The sequence below is a fragment of the Streptomyces sp. NBC_01476 genome, from assembly GCF_036227265.1.
Taxonomy (GTDB): domain Bacteria; phylum Actinomycetota; class Actinomycetes; order Streptomycetales; family Streptomycetaceae; genus Actinacidiphila.
The window spans coordinates 7,975,520-7,991,133 of sequence record NZ_CP109446.1 but is presented as its reverse complement, the minus strand read 5'-3'; the positions used below and the strand labels follow the sequence as shown (position 1 = coordinate 7,991,133).

The following is a 15,614-nucleotide window of genomic DNA, read 5'->3' as shown; positions in this document are numbered from 1 at the left end:
GCGACGGCCGCCCCCGGAGCGTTGGTCAGCCCGACCGGCGGGACGGGGTGAGGGCGAGCCGTTTGACGGCGATGAGCCGGTCCAGCGGGTGCGCGGCGACGCGGTGGGCGAGACCATACGCGCGGTCGAGCACCTCCGCGGGCGGGACGACCCGGTTGACCAGGCCCCGGTCGTACGCCTCGGCGGCGCCGAAGCGGTCGCCGGTGAGGGTCCACCGCATTCCCGCCGGGTGGGACAGGCCCAGATCGCGCGGCGCGCAGTTGACCGGGATGCCCCAGACCACCTCGGGCAGGCCGAAGACGGCGTCGTCCGCCGCGATCCGCAGGTCGGTGCGGAGCATCAGCGTCATGCCGCCGCCGAGGCAGTACCCGCGCACCGCGGCGACCACCGGCTTCCCGAGCGGCTGGGCGCGGTCCGGGCGCTGCTGCGCCTTGGGCCGGGCCAGCTCGGAGAGCGGGGCCGGGTGCGGGATGGTGTCCTTGAGGTCGGCGCCGGTGCAGAACGCCCGCTCGCCGGCGCCGGTCAGCACCACCACCCGTACCCGGTCGTCGGCATCCGCCTCGCGCCAGGCGGCGGCCAGATCGCGGTAGTCAGGACCGGTCAGGGCGTTGAGGCGCTCCGGCCGGTTGAGGGTGACGGTGAGCACCGGTCCGTCCCTGCGTACGTCGATCGTCATCGGGTCACTCCTCGGCCGGCGGCTCCGGCACGTCGTCGGTCCTGTCCCCCGGCATGCCCGCGCCCAGCGCCGCGGTCAGCCGCCGGCAGATGTCCAGCAGGTGCTCGGTCGGCGCCGACCTGCCGGGCTCCGGGAGCTGGGAGACGGTGCCCAGGATGCTGATCGCGCCCACGAGTTCGTCCGCCTGGAAGACCGGTGCGGCGAAAGCCCGCAGGCCCGGCAGCACCTCGGTGTAGGCCAGACCGTCGTCCCGCACCGCGGTGAGCGTGCGCTCCCGTTCGGCCAGTGCCGCGGCCGGGAGATCCGCCCGGACCGGCCGTTCGCGCGCGGCCGGCGAGAAGGCGAGGAAGACCTGACCGGCCGCGGAGTCGTAGGCCGGCAGGTGGGAGCCCTCGCGGATCTTCAGCGAGACCAGCTGGTCGGTGTTGTCGTTCTCCCGGATCACCAGCGGCGCGTCGCCGTCCCAGATGGTGAGCAGGGCGGTGACGTGGGTGAGCCGGACCAGCTCCTCCAGGTACGGGCCGGCCAGTTCGGCAAGCGGCAGCCCGTTGAGCGCGGCGGTGCCCAGCCGGACGAGTTTCGGGCCCAGCCGGTAGCGGCCGGCCCGGGTGTCGTAGGAGAGCATGCCGGTGTGCCGCAGGGAGTGCGCGTACCGGTGCAGGGTGGTGCGCGGCCAGGGCAGCAGCTCCTGCATCTCCGCGAGGCTCAAGGTGGTGCGCCGCGAGGTGAACAGTTCCAGCACCTCGATGCTGCGCTCCACGCTGAGCAGGGGTTCCCCGCGTCCGTCCGCCATGCTTCCTCCTCATCGGATACCGCTGTGAGGCGAGGATAGGCGAGCGGTGCCGGCTCGCCCGGCGACGGCGGGGCGCGCTCACGTGGTGCCCGCGCCGGCCGGGGCGCCGTCCGCCGCGCCGCGCTCCAGCAGCGCGGGCAGTGCCTTGCGGTCGGTCTTGCCCGCGGGTGTCTTGGGGATGGCGGTGACGAAGCGTACGGTGCGCGGCAGTTTGAAACCGGCCAGCCGGTCGCGCAGATAGGCGGTCACCTCCGGCTCGTCCAGCGCGGACCGCGGCCGGCGGACGACCACCGCGGCCACCCGCTCGTCCCACCGCTCGTCGGGCACGCCGAAGACCGCGCAGTCCAGCACGTCGGGGTGGCCGACCAGGGCGCTCTCCACCTCCTTGGGGAAGACGTTCTCGCCGGCGGTGCGGACCATCTCCTTCAGCCGGCCCTCGATGCGCAGCTGACCGTCGGCGCCTTTGCGGCCGAGGTCGCCGGTGTGCAGCCAGCCGCCGCGGAACGCCTCGTCGGTCGCGGCGGGGTCGTCGAGGTACCCCAGCATCACGGTTTCGGCGCGCACGCAGATCTCGCCGGTCCCGCCGTCGGGCACCGGGCGCAGCGCGGGGTCGAGCAGGGCCACCGTCACGCCGGGGACCGGGGTGCCGACCGCGTCCAGATTGCCGGGGTGGGCGTCCTCGGACCGTAGGGTCGCCACGAAGGAGCCGGCTTCGGTCTGGCCGTAGACGTGTTCCAGCCGTACCTGCCGGGCCCCGCGGGCCTCGAACGCGGCGACCGCGCCGGGGATCAGTCGGCTCGGTTCGTAACTGGCGTACATCAGCCGGCGGAAGGCGGACAGGTCGGTGGCGGGCAGCCGGGGCGACTCCAGCAGCCGGGCCAGCACCAGCGGGACAGCGAACATCGCGGTGCAGTGGTGCTGTTGCAGCAGGTCGAGGGCGCGGTCGGGGTCGAACTTCCGCATCAGCACCGCCGATCCGCCGGCCAGCAGATACTGCTTGAGGAAGTCCCAGCCGCCGGTGTGGTAAAGCGGCTGGTAGCCGAGCAGCCTGTCGTCCGGGCGCACGCCGGAGGCCAGCGCCGCGCCGTAGGCGTCGCCGAGGCTGCGCCGCTGGGAGAGGACCGCCGCCTTGGGGGTGCCGGTGGTGCCCGAGGTGAAGAGCACCAGGTGCGGGTGGTCGGGGCCGCCGCCGGCCCCCTCGTCCTCGCAGGGGCCGGACCCGGCGGGCGCCGGGCGGCCGTCCCCGGTCGCGCCGGCGATCCGGTCGGCCCACCCGCCGTCCGGGGCAGTGGTGAACACAGGAGTGGTGGCGGCGCAGCGGTCCAGCGCGTCGCGCACCAGATCCCCGTGCCCCGGGCCGGCCGCGGCGAGCACCGGCCGGGTCACCCGCAGGACGTGCGCCAGTTCCTCAGCCGTCAGGCGGGTGTTGAGCGGGACGAAGAGGGCCCCGATGCGGGCGGTCGCCAGATAGACGGCCACCATGTCCGCGCAGGGGTCGTCGGCGACGGCCACCGGGTCCCCGGGCCGCACTCCGAGCCGGCGCAGCCCGGTCGCCAGGTCGCGGATCCTGCGGTGCAGGTCGCCGTACCCGTACTCGCCCGTGTCGTCGATGAGCGCGGTCCGCTCCGGCCGCCACGCCGCCTGCGCGGCCACCAGGTCGGCCAGGGTGGGCGGAGGCGGGGGCTGCCCGGGCAGCGGTATGCGCTGGGCGATGGTGAGCGGTGCGGTCATCGCGTCACCGCCCCTGGAACTCGGCCGGGCGGCGCTCGGCGAACGCCTTCACGCCCTCGGCGAAGTCCTCGCTGTCCTGGAGCAGCCGGACCATGGCGTCCTCCAGCCGGAGCCCGGAGGCGGTGTCCATGTCCCCGGAGCGCAGGGCGAGTTCCTTGGTGGCCTGGACGGCCATCGGGGCGTTGCGGCTGATCCGGTGGGCGAGGCCGAGCGCGGTGGGCAGCACCTGGTCCGCCGGCACCACCTGGTTGACCAGACCCCAGCGCAGCGCGGTCGCCGCGTCGATCGCGTCGCCGGTCAGCAGCAGTTCCATGGCCAGCGCGCGGGGCAGCTGTCCGGCCAGCCGCTGGGTGCCGCCGCAGCTGGCGAGGATGCCGTGGCCGACCTCGGGGGTGGCGAAGGTCGCGTGTTCGGCGGCGACCCGCAGGTCGGTCGCGAGCATCAGGGTCAGCCCGCCGCCCAGGCAGTAGCCGTTGACCGCGGCCACCACGGGCTTGTACAGGTCCAGGCCGCGGTCGGGACGCAGTTCCACCCCGGGGTTCCACAGGTCGCGCAGCGGGTGCGGGCGCGGCAGGAAGTCGCGCAGGTCGGCCCCGGCGCAGAAGGCGCGGTCCCCGGCGCCGGTGAGAACGACGGCGCGCAGCGTGTCGTCGTCGCGGATCTCGATCCAGGCGTCGCGCAGCGCGTCGAGGGTCGGCATGTCGAGGGTGTTGAGGCGTTCCGGACGGCTGATCGTGACGATCGCGACATGGCCGTCGCGGTCGAGGGTGATGCTCATGGGTGACCTTTCAGGAGGAAGCCGGGCGGGCGTACGACACGGGCCCGCCGGTCAGCGGCCGCGGTCGTGGAAGCGCCCGGGGCGGTCGTCGCGCCCGGTGCGCTCGCGCAGTTCCGCCTTGCGCACGCGCTGGGTATGGGTGCGGGGCAGGTCGTCGACGACCTGGATGTAGCGGGGCACCATGAAGCGGGGCAGCCGCTCCTCGGCGAAGGCGGCGATGTCCGCGGCCAGGCCGCCGGGGGCCGCTTCCGGCCGGTGCCCGGGGCGCGGCACCACGTACGCCTTCACGTCGTGCTCGCCCCATTCGGAGGGCACGCCGATCACCGCTGCCTCGGCGACCGCCGGGTGCCCGCCGAGCGCCGCCTCGACGTCGGTGGAGCAGATGTTCTCGCCGCGGCGGCGGATGGCGTCGCCTGCCCGGTCCACGAAGTACACCCACCCGTCGGCGTCCTTGCGGCACCGGTCGCCGGTGTGGAACCACAGGTTGCGCCAGACCCCGACGGTGGCCTCCGGCGCGCCGAGGTAACCGGTCGTCATCTCCCAGGGGGAGTCGGTGCGCACCACCAGTTCCCCGGTCTCCCCGTCGGGCAGTTCGTGGTCGTTCTCGTCGACGATCCGGATCTGCGCGCCGGGCCGCACCCGCCCGCAGCTGCCCTCCGGGCCGAGTTCCCAGCCGCTCACCACCGGGCAGCTCACCTCGGTCATGTTGAAGGCGGTGGTCAGCCGTACGCCGAAACGGGCGGCGAACGCGTCGCGGTCGCGCGGGAAGGGGGCGACGAAGACATTGCGCAGCGGGTTGTCGGCGTCGTCGGGGGCGGGCGGCACCGATTCCAGGTAGCGGGCGGCGCTGCCGGGCAGCAGGGCCGTGGTGCAGCCGTAGGCGCGGACGTCCGGCCAGAAGCCGGAGGTGCTGAAGCCGTCGCGGGTGACCACCTGGGCGCCGGTGAGGGCCGCGGCGTAGACCGAGAGTTTGCCGCTGACGTGGAAGAGCGGCAGGGGGACGTACCAGTGGTCGTCGGGGCCGGCCTCGTCGAGCGGTATGCACCACCTGGCGGAGCGTTCGAGCTGCCGCCAGGGGATGAGTACGCCCTTGGAGCGGCCGGTGGTGCCCGAGGTGTAGACGACGGTGGCCAGGGAGTGCTCGAAGAGGTCGGGTTCCGCGGGGCCCGGTTCACTGGGTGTCTCGGGTCCCGGTTCGCCGGGTGCCGCGGGGGCGGCGCCGCCGGGCAGGACGGGCAGCCCCGCCGGGAGCGGGACCTCGGCCGGGGCGAACCGGTCGGCCCACTGCCGGTGCACCACCGCGGCGGCGGGTGCGGCGTCCGCCACCACGCCGGCCAGCACCGGACCGTGGTAGGCGGTGTTCAGCGGCACCTCCACCGCACCGAGCCGGGCGACGGCCATCCACACCGCGAGCGCCTCCGGGCCGGTCGGGAACATCGTCACCACCCGGTCGCCCGGCCGCACCCCGGCCGCGTGCAGGATCCCGCGCCAGGCCAGGACCAGGTCCTCGAACCGGCCGTAGGTGACATCTCCCCGCGCGGTGTCCCGGATGAACACCTCGCCGGGGGTGTCGGCGGCCCGGGTCCGCAGCAGCGCCGGCAGCGGAACCGCCGCCGCGGATGCGGGGCCGGCGGCCGTGTGCTCCGTGTCCCGCACCGCACCGGGGGCCCGGTTCACGCGGACACCTCCGCGGACGCGGCGGGGGCGGTGTACGGGGCCGCCGCGTCGGCCGCGTCGAGCATCGCCTGCGCGGCCGGGGAGCGGTACTCGTCCCACAAGTGACCGACCAGGCCGGCCGACCGGGCCACCAGGGCGATGCCGCGGCACACCTGCCAGGGGATGCCGATCCCGGTGAGCAGGACCGCCGCGGCGCCGTCCACATTGACCGGCAGGCGCCGTCCGGTGGCCTGCTCGGCGTACCGCTGGAGCAGCAGGAAGCGGTCCCGGGCGGTGCCGTCGAGCCCGGCCCTGTCGGCCACCGCGAAGAGGCGGGCGGTGCGGGGGTCGCCGTCGGTGTGGACGGGGTGGCCGAGGCCGGGCAGCCGGGTCCGCTCGGCGCGTGCCCGGGCGACCAGCTGCTCGGCGTGTGCACCGGGCTCGGCGTCCGCCGGCCACTCCTGGAGCAGCCGGGCCGCCCCGTCGAGGGCGCCGAGGAAGTGGTCGCCGGCCCCGAGCAGGCCGGCCGCCACCGCACCCTGGAGGGCACCGGGCGCGCCGAGGTGGGTGAGTCGGGCGGCCAGCGCGGTCGCGGTCATGCCGTGTTCGGTGAGTGCGACGAGCACCGCGTCCAGGGCGGTCCTGGCGCCCTCGGTGGGCAGTTCCGCGGCGATCTCCAGGTGCAGCATGTCGGTGAACGACACGCTGCCGACCAGGTCGCGGACCAGGTCCAGGCCCTTGACGGTGACGCCGTCCGGCGTCACCGCGGCCATGGTCTGGTGGTGCAGTGACATGGGGGTTCCTTCGGTGGGCGGCCGGAGATCCGGCCGGATGCGCGCCGGCCCGGGGGCCGGCGGCAGCGGAGTGCGGTGCGTGGTGCGGGGTGCGTGCGGTCAGTGGGGTACGGCGGGGGCCGGCTGCTTGCCTGCCGCCCTGACGCCCAGTTGGGTGCGGACCGACATCGACTCCCAGGCGTCCTGGTCGGGTGTGCCGCGGCCGGCGAAGGTGGCCAGGAAGCTGATGAGGAAGCCGGCCGGGATCGAGATGATCGCCGGGTAGGAGAGCTTGATGATCGCGTCGCCGTGCAGCCAGGTCGGGGAGAGCGCGATCACCACGATGGACACCAGCAGTCCGCCGATCAGGCCGGCCACCGCGCCGCGGGCGGTGAACCGCCGCCAGAAGAGCGTGAGGACGACCACCGGCAGATTGGCGCTGGCGGCGATGAGGAAGGCCAGGCCCAGCAGGAAGGTGATGTTGCGGCCGGAGCCGATGGCGCAGGTGCCCAGGGTGGCCAGCACCCCCATGACGACGGCGGTGATCCGGGCGACGGCCGGCTCCTGCCGCGCGGCCTTCTCACTGTTGTGGTGCAGACTGCCGGTCCACAGGTCGTGCGCCACCGCGCCGGAGGCGGACAGCAGCAGGCCGGAGACGACGGCGAGGATGGTCAGGAAGGCGACGCCGGAGATCACCGCGAGGCTGATGTCGCCCCAGGCGCTGCCGGCTCCCCCGGCCAGTTCGCGGGCCAGGATCGGGGCGACGAGATTGCCGCCGGCCCCGGTGGCCTCCTTGGCCGCGGCGGCGTCGAGCAGCGCGCGGGCACCGAAGCCGATGATCACGATCAGGCCGAAGAAGACGCCCATGACGCCGATCGCCCAGCCCAGCGAGCGCCGGGCGGTGTGGCCGTCGCGGACGGTGAAGAAACGCACCAGTACGTGCGGCAGACCGGCCGTGCCCAGCATGTAGACCAGGCCGTAGGAGATGATGTCGACCTTGTCCAGGGCATGGTGGTGGGGCAGCAGCAGGCCCGGGCCGCGGATGGCGTCGCCGGCCGGCTGCCGCGCCGCCGCGGTGTGCAGCAGCCCGTTGAAGTCCCAGCCGGCGTGGGCCAGGACGGCGCCGCTCATCACCAGGGCAGCGACGACGAGCAGCAGCGCCTTGACGATCATCACCCAGGTCGCGCCGAGCATGCCGCCGAGCGTGACGTAGACCGTCATGAAGGCGCCGGTTATCAGCACCGCGGTGGTGAACGACAGCCCGGACAGTGCCTGCAGCAGGGTGCCGGCGCCGACCAGTTGGGCGAACAGGTAGAAGAAGGACACCACCAGGGTGTTGACGGCCGCCGAGCCGCGGACCGCCTCGCCGCGAAAGCGCAGGGACAGGACGTCGGCCAGGGTGAAGGCGCCGGAGTTGCGCAGCCGCTCGGCGAGCAGGAACAGCACCGGCAGGAAGGAGAAGAGGGCGGCCAGCAGGATCAGGGTGCCGTCGAAGCCGGTGAGGAAGATCAGGCCGACGGTGCCGAGGAAGGTCCCGGCCGACATGAAGTCGCCGGCCACCGCGAGGCCGTTCTGCGGCGAGCCGATGCCGCGGCCCGCGGCCCAGAAGTCGCCTGCGGTACGGGTGCGCCGGCCGGCCCTGATGATGACCGCGAGCATCGCCAGGACGAGGACGCCGAAGACGCCGAGCGTCAGACCGTGGTTCATGCGCCCGCCCCTTCTCTGGTGCCCTGGGCCGACCGCGCGGCGACCGCGTCCTGGAGCGGCACGATGCGGCGTGTGGTGAAGCGCAGGTAGACCGCGACCAGCGCGAACGCGGCCAGCGACATCAGCAGGTAGACCAGCAGGCCGCTCGATCCGACCACCGGTATCCGGGTGGACAGCGACGAGGGGCCGAAGGCCACCCAGAGGAAGAAACCGACGTAGAGGACCAGCGTGATGCCGGTGAGCAGCCACGAGAGCCGCCCGCGGAGGCGGCTGAGCTGCTGGAAGTCCGCGGAGACGTACACCGCGTGCACTGCCGCGCGGTCGCTGGGCGAACCGCTGTCGTCGAGGGTCATGGGGATCCCGCCCTTCTTGAGCGCCATCGCTCTCGGGTCATTCCGGATGGTGGGATGCGATCCCGCCATCCGGTTTCGACGAAGGTAATGCGGGCGACTTGCGCAGTCAATACAGGGAAGTCCCCAGGTCGGGGCCCAGCCGCGGGGGCGGCGGCTCTCACGCGCCTGCGACACCGGGCGCACCGCCGCGGGGCGGCACCGGCCGCACTGGTCAACTGGGGCCCGCCGCAAGGACGTTGGGCGGCACTCCGGGTGGCGGCAGCGGTGCCGCCGCCACCCGGGCGACCTCGCGCAGGGGGCGCCGGATCAGCGCGGGCGGAGCGTGGACTGGTGATGGTGGGTGCGCACGCCCACGGCGGCCGCGGCGCCGGCGCCGAGCGAGATGGCCGCGGCGAAACCGATCATGGAGGGCCGGAGCGCGGCGTGCTGGATCACGACGCTGAAGGCGACCGAGGGCAGGCCCATGCCCAGGTAGGCCACGACGAAGAAGGCGGCCAGGACGCCTGCCCTCGACGCGGGCTCCGCCGACGTCACCGACTGGACGACCGACGCCTTGAACAGGAGCCCTGCGCCGCCTCCTGACAGGCCCGCGGCGACGAGCGCGAGCCACAGCGCCGGGTGGTAGAGCGTCAGCGCGGTCAATGCCAGGCCGACCGGGAAGAGCACGGTGCCGCTGACGAGCAGCCTGGGGTGCGAGACCTGCGCGAGAGCGAGTTGGGCCACGGCCGACGCGGCGAACGCGGTGAACGGAGCGAGCCCCACGACAAAGGTCGAGGTGATGCCCAGCTGGCCGCGCACGATGATCGCGCCGAGCGAGGAGAAGAGGCCCATGACGGCGAACGAGAAGAATCCGACCGCCGCCGCGGAGCCGAACGACGTCCGGCCGCCGGGCCGCAGCGCGAACCGGACCGACCGCTGGTGCCCGGCGGTGGAGCGGTCGACGGTCTCGGGGCAGCGGAGCACCACCACCAGCAGCACCGCGAGAACCGCGGCGAAGACGACGTACACCGTGGTGAGGGGTGCACTGGCCCACTGCGCGAGGGCGCCGGCCGCCAAGGGACCCAGCGCCAGGCCCCCGAGGTTGGCGCCGGCGCCGACCAGGGCGGGCACGGCCGCTCCGGGCCGCTCCGGGTGGGCCTGCCGGTAGAGATCCGTGAGGTACGCGGTCGCCGTCGGAGCCATGAGACCGATCGCGATGCCCGTCAGCACCCGGCCGGCGATCAGGCTGGGGAGCGACGGCGAGACCGCGAAGACGACGGCGGACGCGACGGCGGTGGCGAGCCCGAAGGCCACCACCGGACGACGCCCGACGCGGTCGGAGAGATGACCGAACGCGAAGAGGCTGGCGGCGGCGCCGATCACCATGACGGCGAAGGCCACGGTCACCGTCGTGGCCCCGAAGCCGTCCCTCACCTGGTACAGGGGCCACAGCGGCGTGGGCGCGGTGCCGAAGGCCATCAGCGCGGTGAAGGCGGCAGCCACCAGCCAGAATCCGGCCCGGTACGAGCCGCGGGCGCTCCCGCGGCGCGCCGCCGCGGCGCTGTCCTTCTCGGCCGCCGGCGCGAACGCGGGCGGTGTGGTCTCGGTCATGCGGAAGCTGCCCTTCACCTGCTGCGGACGGCGCTGAGCGCCGGAGATGTCCGGGCGCCCGGCCCTTCGCCGAGCACCCGCAGTTCAGGCAACCACGCCTTCCGGTCCCGCCATCCAGCTTCCCCGCACGTATTGAAGATAGAAATCATCTCCCGTGGAGATAATGGGGTATGGAACTTCGCCACCTGCGCCACTTCGTGGCCCTTGCCGAGGAGAGAAGCTTCACCCGGGCGGCAGCCCGCGAGCTGATCGTCCAGTCGGGCCTGTCCACCTCGGTCCGGGCCCTGGAGAAGGACGTCGGAACGCCCCTGTTCATCCGGGGCACCCGTCCCGTGCGGCTGACGGTCGAGGGCGAAGCGCTGCTGCCCGCCGCCCGGCGCGCCCTCGAAGCGGCGGAGGCCGCGCGGCAGGCGGCCCGGGACGTGCACGGCGTGCTCGCCGGGCGGCTGGTGCTCGGCGCGCTCCAGACCAGCGGGCACACCCTGCCCTTCACGTCATGGCTCGCCGACTTCGCGGTGGCCCACCCCGGTCTTGACATGTCGGTCCGGCAGCTCGGCGCACTGCGGATGCTGGACATGGTGGCGAACGGCGAACTCGACTGCGCCCTCGTCTCCATGCCGCCGGGCGGCGGCCCGCCCGCGGGCGTCCATGTCGTACCGATCCTCTCGGAGTCACTCGCCCTGGCCTGTTCCACCGGTCATCCCCTGGCCGCGGCCGCCTCCGTCCCCCTGGAGCGCCTGGCGGACGAGCGCTTCGTCGACACACCACCGCAGTGGGCCATCCGGAATGTGATCGACGACGCCTTCCGCACCGCGGGCCTGAGCCGGCGGACCGTCTACGAGGTCAACGAATGGGCCCTGGTGCTGGATCTGGTCGCGGCCGGGGCCGCGGTGGCGCTGGTTCCCGAGGGGCTCAACTTCGCCCTGCACCAGGACACCGCCGCCCGGATGAAACTGGTCCCCGTCGAAGGTGTGCGGCTGCGGCGGGACATCAGCCTGGCGCTGCCCAAGGGCCAGGCGGCGAGTCCTGCGGCCCGGCGCTTCCTGGACCACGTCGTGCGGGCCGTGCGGACTCCGGGGCCGTCCTGACGCGGACGGTTCACCGCACCGCCGGCCGGCCCCGGCTCACACGGTGATGACGACCTTCGCCCGGGCGTGCTCCACTTCCATGTAGCGGATCGCCTCGGGGACTTCGGCCAACGGATACGTCCGGTCGATCACCGGGGTGACCTTCCCCGCTTCGGCGAGTTCCCGCAGCGCCGCCAGGTTCTCCCTGCTCGGCGCCGCCGTCAGGACGAGCAGCCGGTGGCTGACGAAGCGCGAGAGCGCCTGGCCCTTGAGCATCAGCGACATCGGGCCGAAGAGACTGCCGCCGTCGAAGACACCCCCGCCGGACAGGACGAGCGTCCCCGTGGGCGCCAGCGCGCGCCGGAAGGCGGTCAGCGAGTGGTTTCCCACCAGGTCGAAGAGGATGTCGTACCGTTCACCGGCGCGGGTGAAGTCCTCCTGGGAGTAGTCGATGACGTGATCCGCGCCGACCGATCTGACCAGCTCCTGGTTCCGCGTGCTGCACACCCCGGTCACATGTGCCCCGAACGCCTTGGCGATCTGGACGGCGAACGGCCCCACGCCTCCTGACGCTCCGTTGACCAGTACCCGCGCGCCCTCCCGCACCTGTCCGAGGTCGCGCAGCCCCATCAAGGCGGTGTTCCCGGCCAGCGGCAGCGCCGCCGCCTGTGCGAAGTCCAGGTTCGCCGGTTTCGGCTCCACGGCGTCGTCCGGTACGCAGAGGTACTCGGCGAACGCTCCGTCCGCTTCGCCGAAGACCTCGTCGCCGGGGCGGAAACGTCGCACTCCCCTGCCGACCGCTTCGACGCGGCCCGCGAAGTCCCGGCCGGGAATCTCCCGCTTCGGCCCGCGAAGTCCGAGGCTCAGGCGCGCCAGGTACGGGTCGCCGCGCACGACGTGCCAGTCGGCCGCGTTGACCGCGGCCGCGTGGATCCGGACGAGTACCTGGTTCTCGGCGGCCACCGGCTTGGCGACGTCCCTGATCTCCAGAACGTCGGGCGAGCCGTACCGGTCCTGGACGACTGCCTTCATCGTGTCTCCCGATGCTCGGGTTCGGTGCGGAGCGGGTGCCGAACGGATGCGGAACGGACAGGGACGACCAGAAGTATCGGCGCTGCGCGGACGCCGGACGAGCAGCCACGGCCAGCGACGACGGAAATCCGCTGCCTTTTGCCGTCCGGCGCGTCACGCATATTCACTCGTGACAGTGATTCATGGCGTCAACCCTCCCTCTCGCGTCCACATTGGTGGACACTTGGTCGGGTTCCGAGCGAATCCTTCGTCCGCGATCGTGGCGGGGAGTGGCTCGACGACCGACAGGCAAAGGGCAGCGATGAGTACCTCTCCACCGAACCGGTTGATGCCGGGAATCCCCTTCCGGCGCCGGACCCGGGCGGCGCGGGAAGACGCGGCGCCGGCCGCCCCCGCGCCGCCTGCCGTCTCCGTACCGAAGTGGGCCGGAGCGGCGGGCCGGACGCAGACCGACGCCCCACCGGCCGCTCCGGCCGCTCCGGCGGCCCCGGTCACCCTCCCCACCCCCGCTCCGGCGCCGGAGGACGGGGTGGAGGACGTGGCCCGGGCCTGGGAGCGCTCGTGCCGGCGGAGCCTTCGGGCCGAGAAGCAGCTCGCCGCCGCCTGGGCGGCCCATCCGGAGGTGCTGACGGTGAGCGCCGACCGCGACCGGGTCCTCGTCGCGCTGCGGGTCATCGACCTGCACGCCTGGTACGTCTGGCGCTCGGCGCTCGGCATCCGTGGCCGCCGGGTGATCTTCATCGGACCCGACTGCGCCGGCCTCGGGGCCGTCGAAGGCGCCGCGGTCCGGCTCGTCGGGCTCGGCGTGCCGGGCCTCCTCGCCGGCCGGGAGGCGACGGCCGCACACCCGTACCGGCTCTGGGACGGCGTGTACGACCTGGCCAGGCCGCTGGTCGACGACCGGGGCAACACCTGGACCCACGAGGACGTGTGGTCGTACGACGGGGTCCCCCTGCTGTCACTGACAGGCACCGCCCTGCCGTCCGCCTGCACCGCACCCTGGCCGTGTCTGCTCACCGACCTCGTCGAACAGTGCGGTCCGCTGGTCGCGGCGCACCCGCCCACCGGCCGTCCGGCCGCGTCGCGGGTGCCGGTGCCGCCCCGCTGACTCACCAGGATCGAGCTGCCCACAGACCATGAACAGCAGCATTCATCACCGGGCGGTGCCGCAGCCGCCCGGAACCGACGACGGAGCGCGGGAAGCCGCTCCGGACACCGGCCACCGGCTCGGGCTGCTGGCCGCCATGCCGCCGGGTCCGGAGCGGGTCCGGCTCAGGGAGTGCCTGATCGCCGAACTGCTGCCGCTGGCACGCCGGATGTCGCTGCGCTACCGGGGCCGCGGGGAGTCGGACGACGACTTGTTCCAGGTCGCGTGCGTCGGCCTGGTCAAGGCCGTCGACCGCTTCGATCCGGCCAAGGGCCACCCTTTCCTGTCGTTCGCCGTGCCGACCATCACCGGTGAGATCAAGTGCCACTTCCGCGACCACATGTGGAGTGTGCGGGTCCCCCGGCGCGTACAGGAGGCACAGCCCCAGGTCCGGCAGGCGCACAGCGATCTGGTGCAGCGCTCACCGGGCGCGCGGCCCTCGGTCCGGGAACTCGCCGCGCAGGCCGGCCTGTCCGAGGAGGACGTGCTCGGCGCGATGGCCGCGGAGGGCGCCTACCGGGCCCGTTCCCTGGATATGCCGGCGAACGGCGGGTCCGGCGTACCCCTGGCGGAGACCCTGGGGTTCGACGAGCCCGCGCTGACCCTGGTGACCGACTGCATGGCCGTGCGCACCGCCGCCCGCGGGCTGACGGAACGCGAACGCGGGGTGCTGCACCTGCGCTTCTTCCGTTCCATGACCCAGCGGCAGATAGCCGACGTCCTGGGGCTGTCCCAGATGCACGTGTCGAGGATCCTGGCGGCGTCGCTGATCCGGCTGCGTCACGAACTGCTCTCCCCCGCGCCGGACGCCTGACCGGTCGCCCGCAACGGGCACCGCGCCCTTCGCCGCGGGCCCGCCGGGATCGGCCAGGGCATCAGCCCAGGCCCCGCTCCTCGGCGTCCCAGCGGTCGGCCACGGCCTGGGCCAGCGGGGTCGACGCCTGCGGCGACGACAGGTAGCGCACGAGCATGGTGGCCACCGGCGCGTCGAGCTCCTGCTGCTCGTACCCGATCGCCTGCCAGTGGGCCGCGGCGGCCACGACCTGCCGGGGCAGGCCGAGTCCCACCGACAGCGCCGACACCAGGCGCGGCTCGATCTTGTAGCTCTCACCGCTGACGATCTTGCCGAGCAGTGACTTACTGGGGGACCAGCCGGTCACCGGATCGACGGCTCGGCCCGCGAAGTCCCGCAGACTCCACCGCTTTCCCCTTCCCACCGCGGACCCGACCAGTTCGGTCAGGGCGTTACGCTGCCCAGGCTCTTCGCCAGCCACTCGTCCAGACTCCTGTTGCCGCTTGCGCATCCCGATGCGACGACGCCGTCACCGCTCCCTCATTGTCCCCTTCTGAGATCACTTCCAGGCCCCCTCGGCGCTACGGCACCGCTTCACCTCGGAAAACGTCTCAATAAGTCCGGCGGACGCTCGGGAAGGATTGGCCTTGCCGCAAGTGGGTACAGCAAAGGCCGCCCCCGGACGGCTGACACGTCCGGGGGCGGCTCTTCGGCGGTACGCGGCGGGCTCAGTGCGCGGGCGCGGGCGGATGCTGCGCGGGGAGGACCGGGAGCAGGCGCGCCGCCGCTTCGAGGGAGCCGGCCATCCGCAGCACGGTGGGCAGCCGGCACGGTTCACGGCGCCCGTAAGGCACCAGCAGGGGGACCCCGTCCGGCGCCCAGCCACCGCGGTGCTGCCACAGCGTGCCGTGCCCGTCCTCCAGCGGCGCCGCCAGGTCGTAGACCCGGTCCCAGAGCCGGTAGGGCTCCTGGGCGGCTGCGGCGGCCTGTGCCAGGAGGCCCGGCACGCCGTGGCCGACGAGGCGGACGGGGGTGGCGACGAGCATCGCGGTGCCGATGCACACGTCCTGGTGGCACAGCACGGTCTCGGGCCGGATGCCCAGCATGGAGCGGTGGACGTACCAGGCGCTCAGCTCACGGATGTGCATGATCATCACCACCCGTTCGTCCTCGGTGAGCACCGAGACCACGTCCGGGTGCGCCCCGTACGCGGCGGCCAGCGACGAGGCGGTCCGCCGTGCCTGGGCCCGGGCCCAGTGCCGGGCGGCTCGCTGTTCGCGTGACCCCGCCGCGGAGGGCTCCGGGGCCACCGGCTCCGGAGCGTCGCCGGCCGGGGACGGGGAGAACGGCGAGGACGGCGAGGACGGCGGGGACGGGGAAGAGGACCCGGGGACGCCCCGGCCGGGACCCGTGGGGGCGTCCCCGGTGCGCAGCGCCGCCATCCACCGCCGGGGGCCACGGGCGGCGTGCCGTGAAGAGGCCCGCCGTGAAGAGGTCCCCCGACGGGCCGGGTCGCCG

General features: G+C 73.7%; 15 protein-coding genes. 3 read left to right on the top strand and 12 right to left on the bottom strand.

The features are described from left to right. Positions 1-25 precede the first annotated feature (25 nt). From OG552_RS34685 to OG552_RS34645, 9 genes are all read right to left on the bottom strand, one after another. Complete coding sequence (locus tag OG552_RS34685; protein WP_329139874.1) at positions 26-676, bottom strand: enoyl-CoA hydratase/isomerase family protein; 651 nt, start codon at positions 674-676, stop codon at positions 26-28. Positions 677-680: 4 nt separating this feature from the next. Beyond that, positions 681-1,469 carry an IclR family transcriptional regulator gene (locus OG552_RS34680; protein WP_329139873.1) on the bottom strand — a complete coding sequence of 263 codons (789 nt, stop codon included), beginning with the start codon at positions 1,467-1,469 and terminating at the stop codon, positions 681-683. Between the two features lie 78 nt (positions 1,470-1,547). Then, positions 1,548-3,200 (bottom strand): class I adenylate-forming enzyme family protein, encoded by a 1,653-nt coding sequence (locus tag OG552_RS34675; RefSeq protein WP_329139871.1) that lies wholly within the window; start codon positions 3,198-3,200, stop codon positions 1,548-1,550. A gap of 4 nt (positions 3,201-3,204) precedes the next feature. Continuing rightward, positions 3,205-3,978, bottom strand: coding sequence for an enoyl-CoA hydratase/isomerase family protein (locus OG552_RS34670; RefSeq protein ID WP_329139869.1), 774 nt, complete (start codon positions 3,976-3,978; stop codon positions 3,205-3,207). 51 nt (positions 3,979-4,029) lie between these two features. Further along, entirely contained in the window at positions 4,030-5,655 is a 1,626-nt protein-coding gene (locus OG552_RS34665) for an AMP-binding protein (protein ID WP_329139867.1), read from the bottom strand. Continuing rightward, positions 5,652-6,428, bottom strand: a complete 777-nt coding sequence (locus tag OG552_RS34660; protein ID WP_329139865.1) for a citryl-CoA lyase — start codon at positions 6,426-6,428, stop codon at positions 5,652-5,654. The genes OG552_RS34665 and OG552_RS34660 overlap by 4 nt, the downstream gene beginning before the upstream one ends. Before the next feature lie 99 nt (positions 6,429-6,527). Continuing rightward, the gene (locus tag OG552_RS34655) at positions 6,528-8,114 is read right to left on the bottom strand and encodes a solute symporter family protein (protein WP_329139863.1); all 1,587 of its coding nucleotides are present in this window, start codon (positions 8,112-8,114) and stop codon (positions 6,528-6,530) included. Then, complete coding sequence (locus OG552_RS34650; protein ID WP_329139861.1) at positions 8,111-8,494, bottom strand: DUF485 domain-containing protein; 384 nt, start codon at positions 8,492-8,494, stop codon at positions 8,111-8,113. The genes OG552_RS34655 and OG552_RS34650 overlap by 4 nt, the downstream gene beginning before the upstream one ends. Before the next feature lie 279 nt (positions 8,495-8,773). Beyond that, positions 8,774-10,057, bottom strand: coding sequence for an MFS transporter (locus tag OG552_RS34645; RefSeq protein WP_329139859.1), 1,284 nt, complete (start codon positions 10,055-10,057; stop codon positions 8,774-8,776). 170 nt (positions 10,058-10,227) lie between these two features. Here OG552_RS34645 and OG552_RS34640 point away from each other — a divergent pair, with 170 nt between their 5' ends. Next, positions 10,228-11,145 (top strand): LysR family transcriptional regulator, encoded by a 918-nt coding sequence (locus OG552_RS34640; protein WP_329139857.1) that lies wholly within the window; start codon positions 10,228-10,230, stop codon positions 11,143-11,145. A gap of 36 nt (positions 11,146-11,181) precedes the next feature. Here OG552_RS34640 and OG552_RS34635 read toward each other — a convergent pair whose 3' ends face one another. Beyond that, a complete protein-coding gene (locus OG552_RS34635) occupies positions 11,182-12,156 on the bottom strand; it encodes an NAD(P)-dependent alcohol dehydrogenase (RefSeq protein WP_329139856.1) in 975 nt (324 codons plus the stop codon). Between the two features lie 301 nt (positions 12,157-12,457). Here OG552_RS34635 and OG552_RS34630 point away from each other — a divergent pair, with 301 nt between their 5' ends. Both OG552_RS34630 and OG552_RS34625 read left to right on the top strand, forming a co-directional pair. After that, a complete protein-coding gene (locus tag OG552_RS34630; RefSeq protein WP_329139854.1) occupies positions 12,458-13,264 on the top strand; it encodes a BN159_2729 family protein in 807 nt (268 codons plus the stop codon). Positions 13,265-13,292: 28 nt separating this feature from the next. Then, positions 13,293-14,117 carry a SigB/SigF/SigG family RNA polymerase sigma factor gene (locus OG552_RS34625; protein WP_329139852.1) on the top strand — a complete coding sequence of 275 codons (825 nt, stop codon included), beginning with the start codon at positions 13,293-13,295 and terminating at the stop codon, positions 14,115-14,117. 61 nt (positions 14,118-14,178) lie between these two features. On the opposite strand, the gene OG552_RS34620 is transcribed toward OG552_RS34625, so the two are convergent. Both OG552_RS34620 and OG552_RS34615 read right to left on the bottom strand, forming a co-directional pair. Beyond that, positions 14,179-14,577, bottom strand: coding sequence for a hypothetical protein (locus OG552_RS34620; RefSeq protein ID WP_329139850.1), 399 nt, complete (start codon positions 14,575-14,577; stop codon positions 14,179-14,181). A gap of 247 nt (positions 14,578-14,824) precedes the next feature. Further along, positions 14,825-15,538 carry a BN159_2729 family protein gene (locus OG552_RS34615; RefSeq protein ID WP_329139848.1) on the bottom strand — a complete coding sequence of 238 codons (714 nt, stop codon included), beginning with the start codon at positions 15,536-15,538 and terminating at the stop codon, positions 14,825-14,827. Between the last annotated feature and the right edge of the window lie 76 nt (positions 15,539-15,614).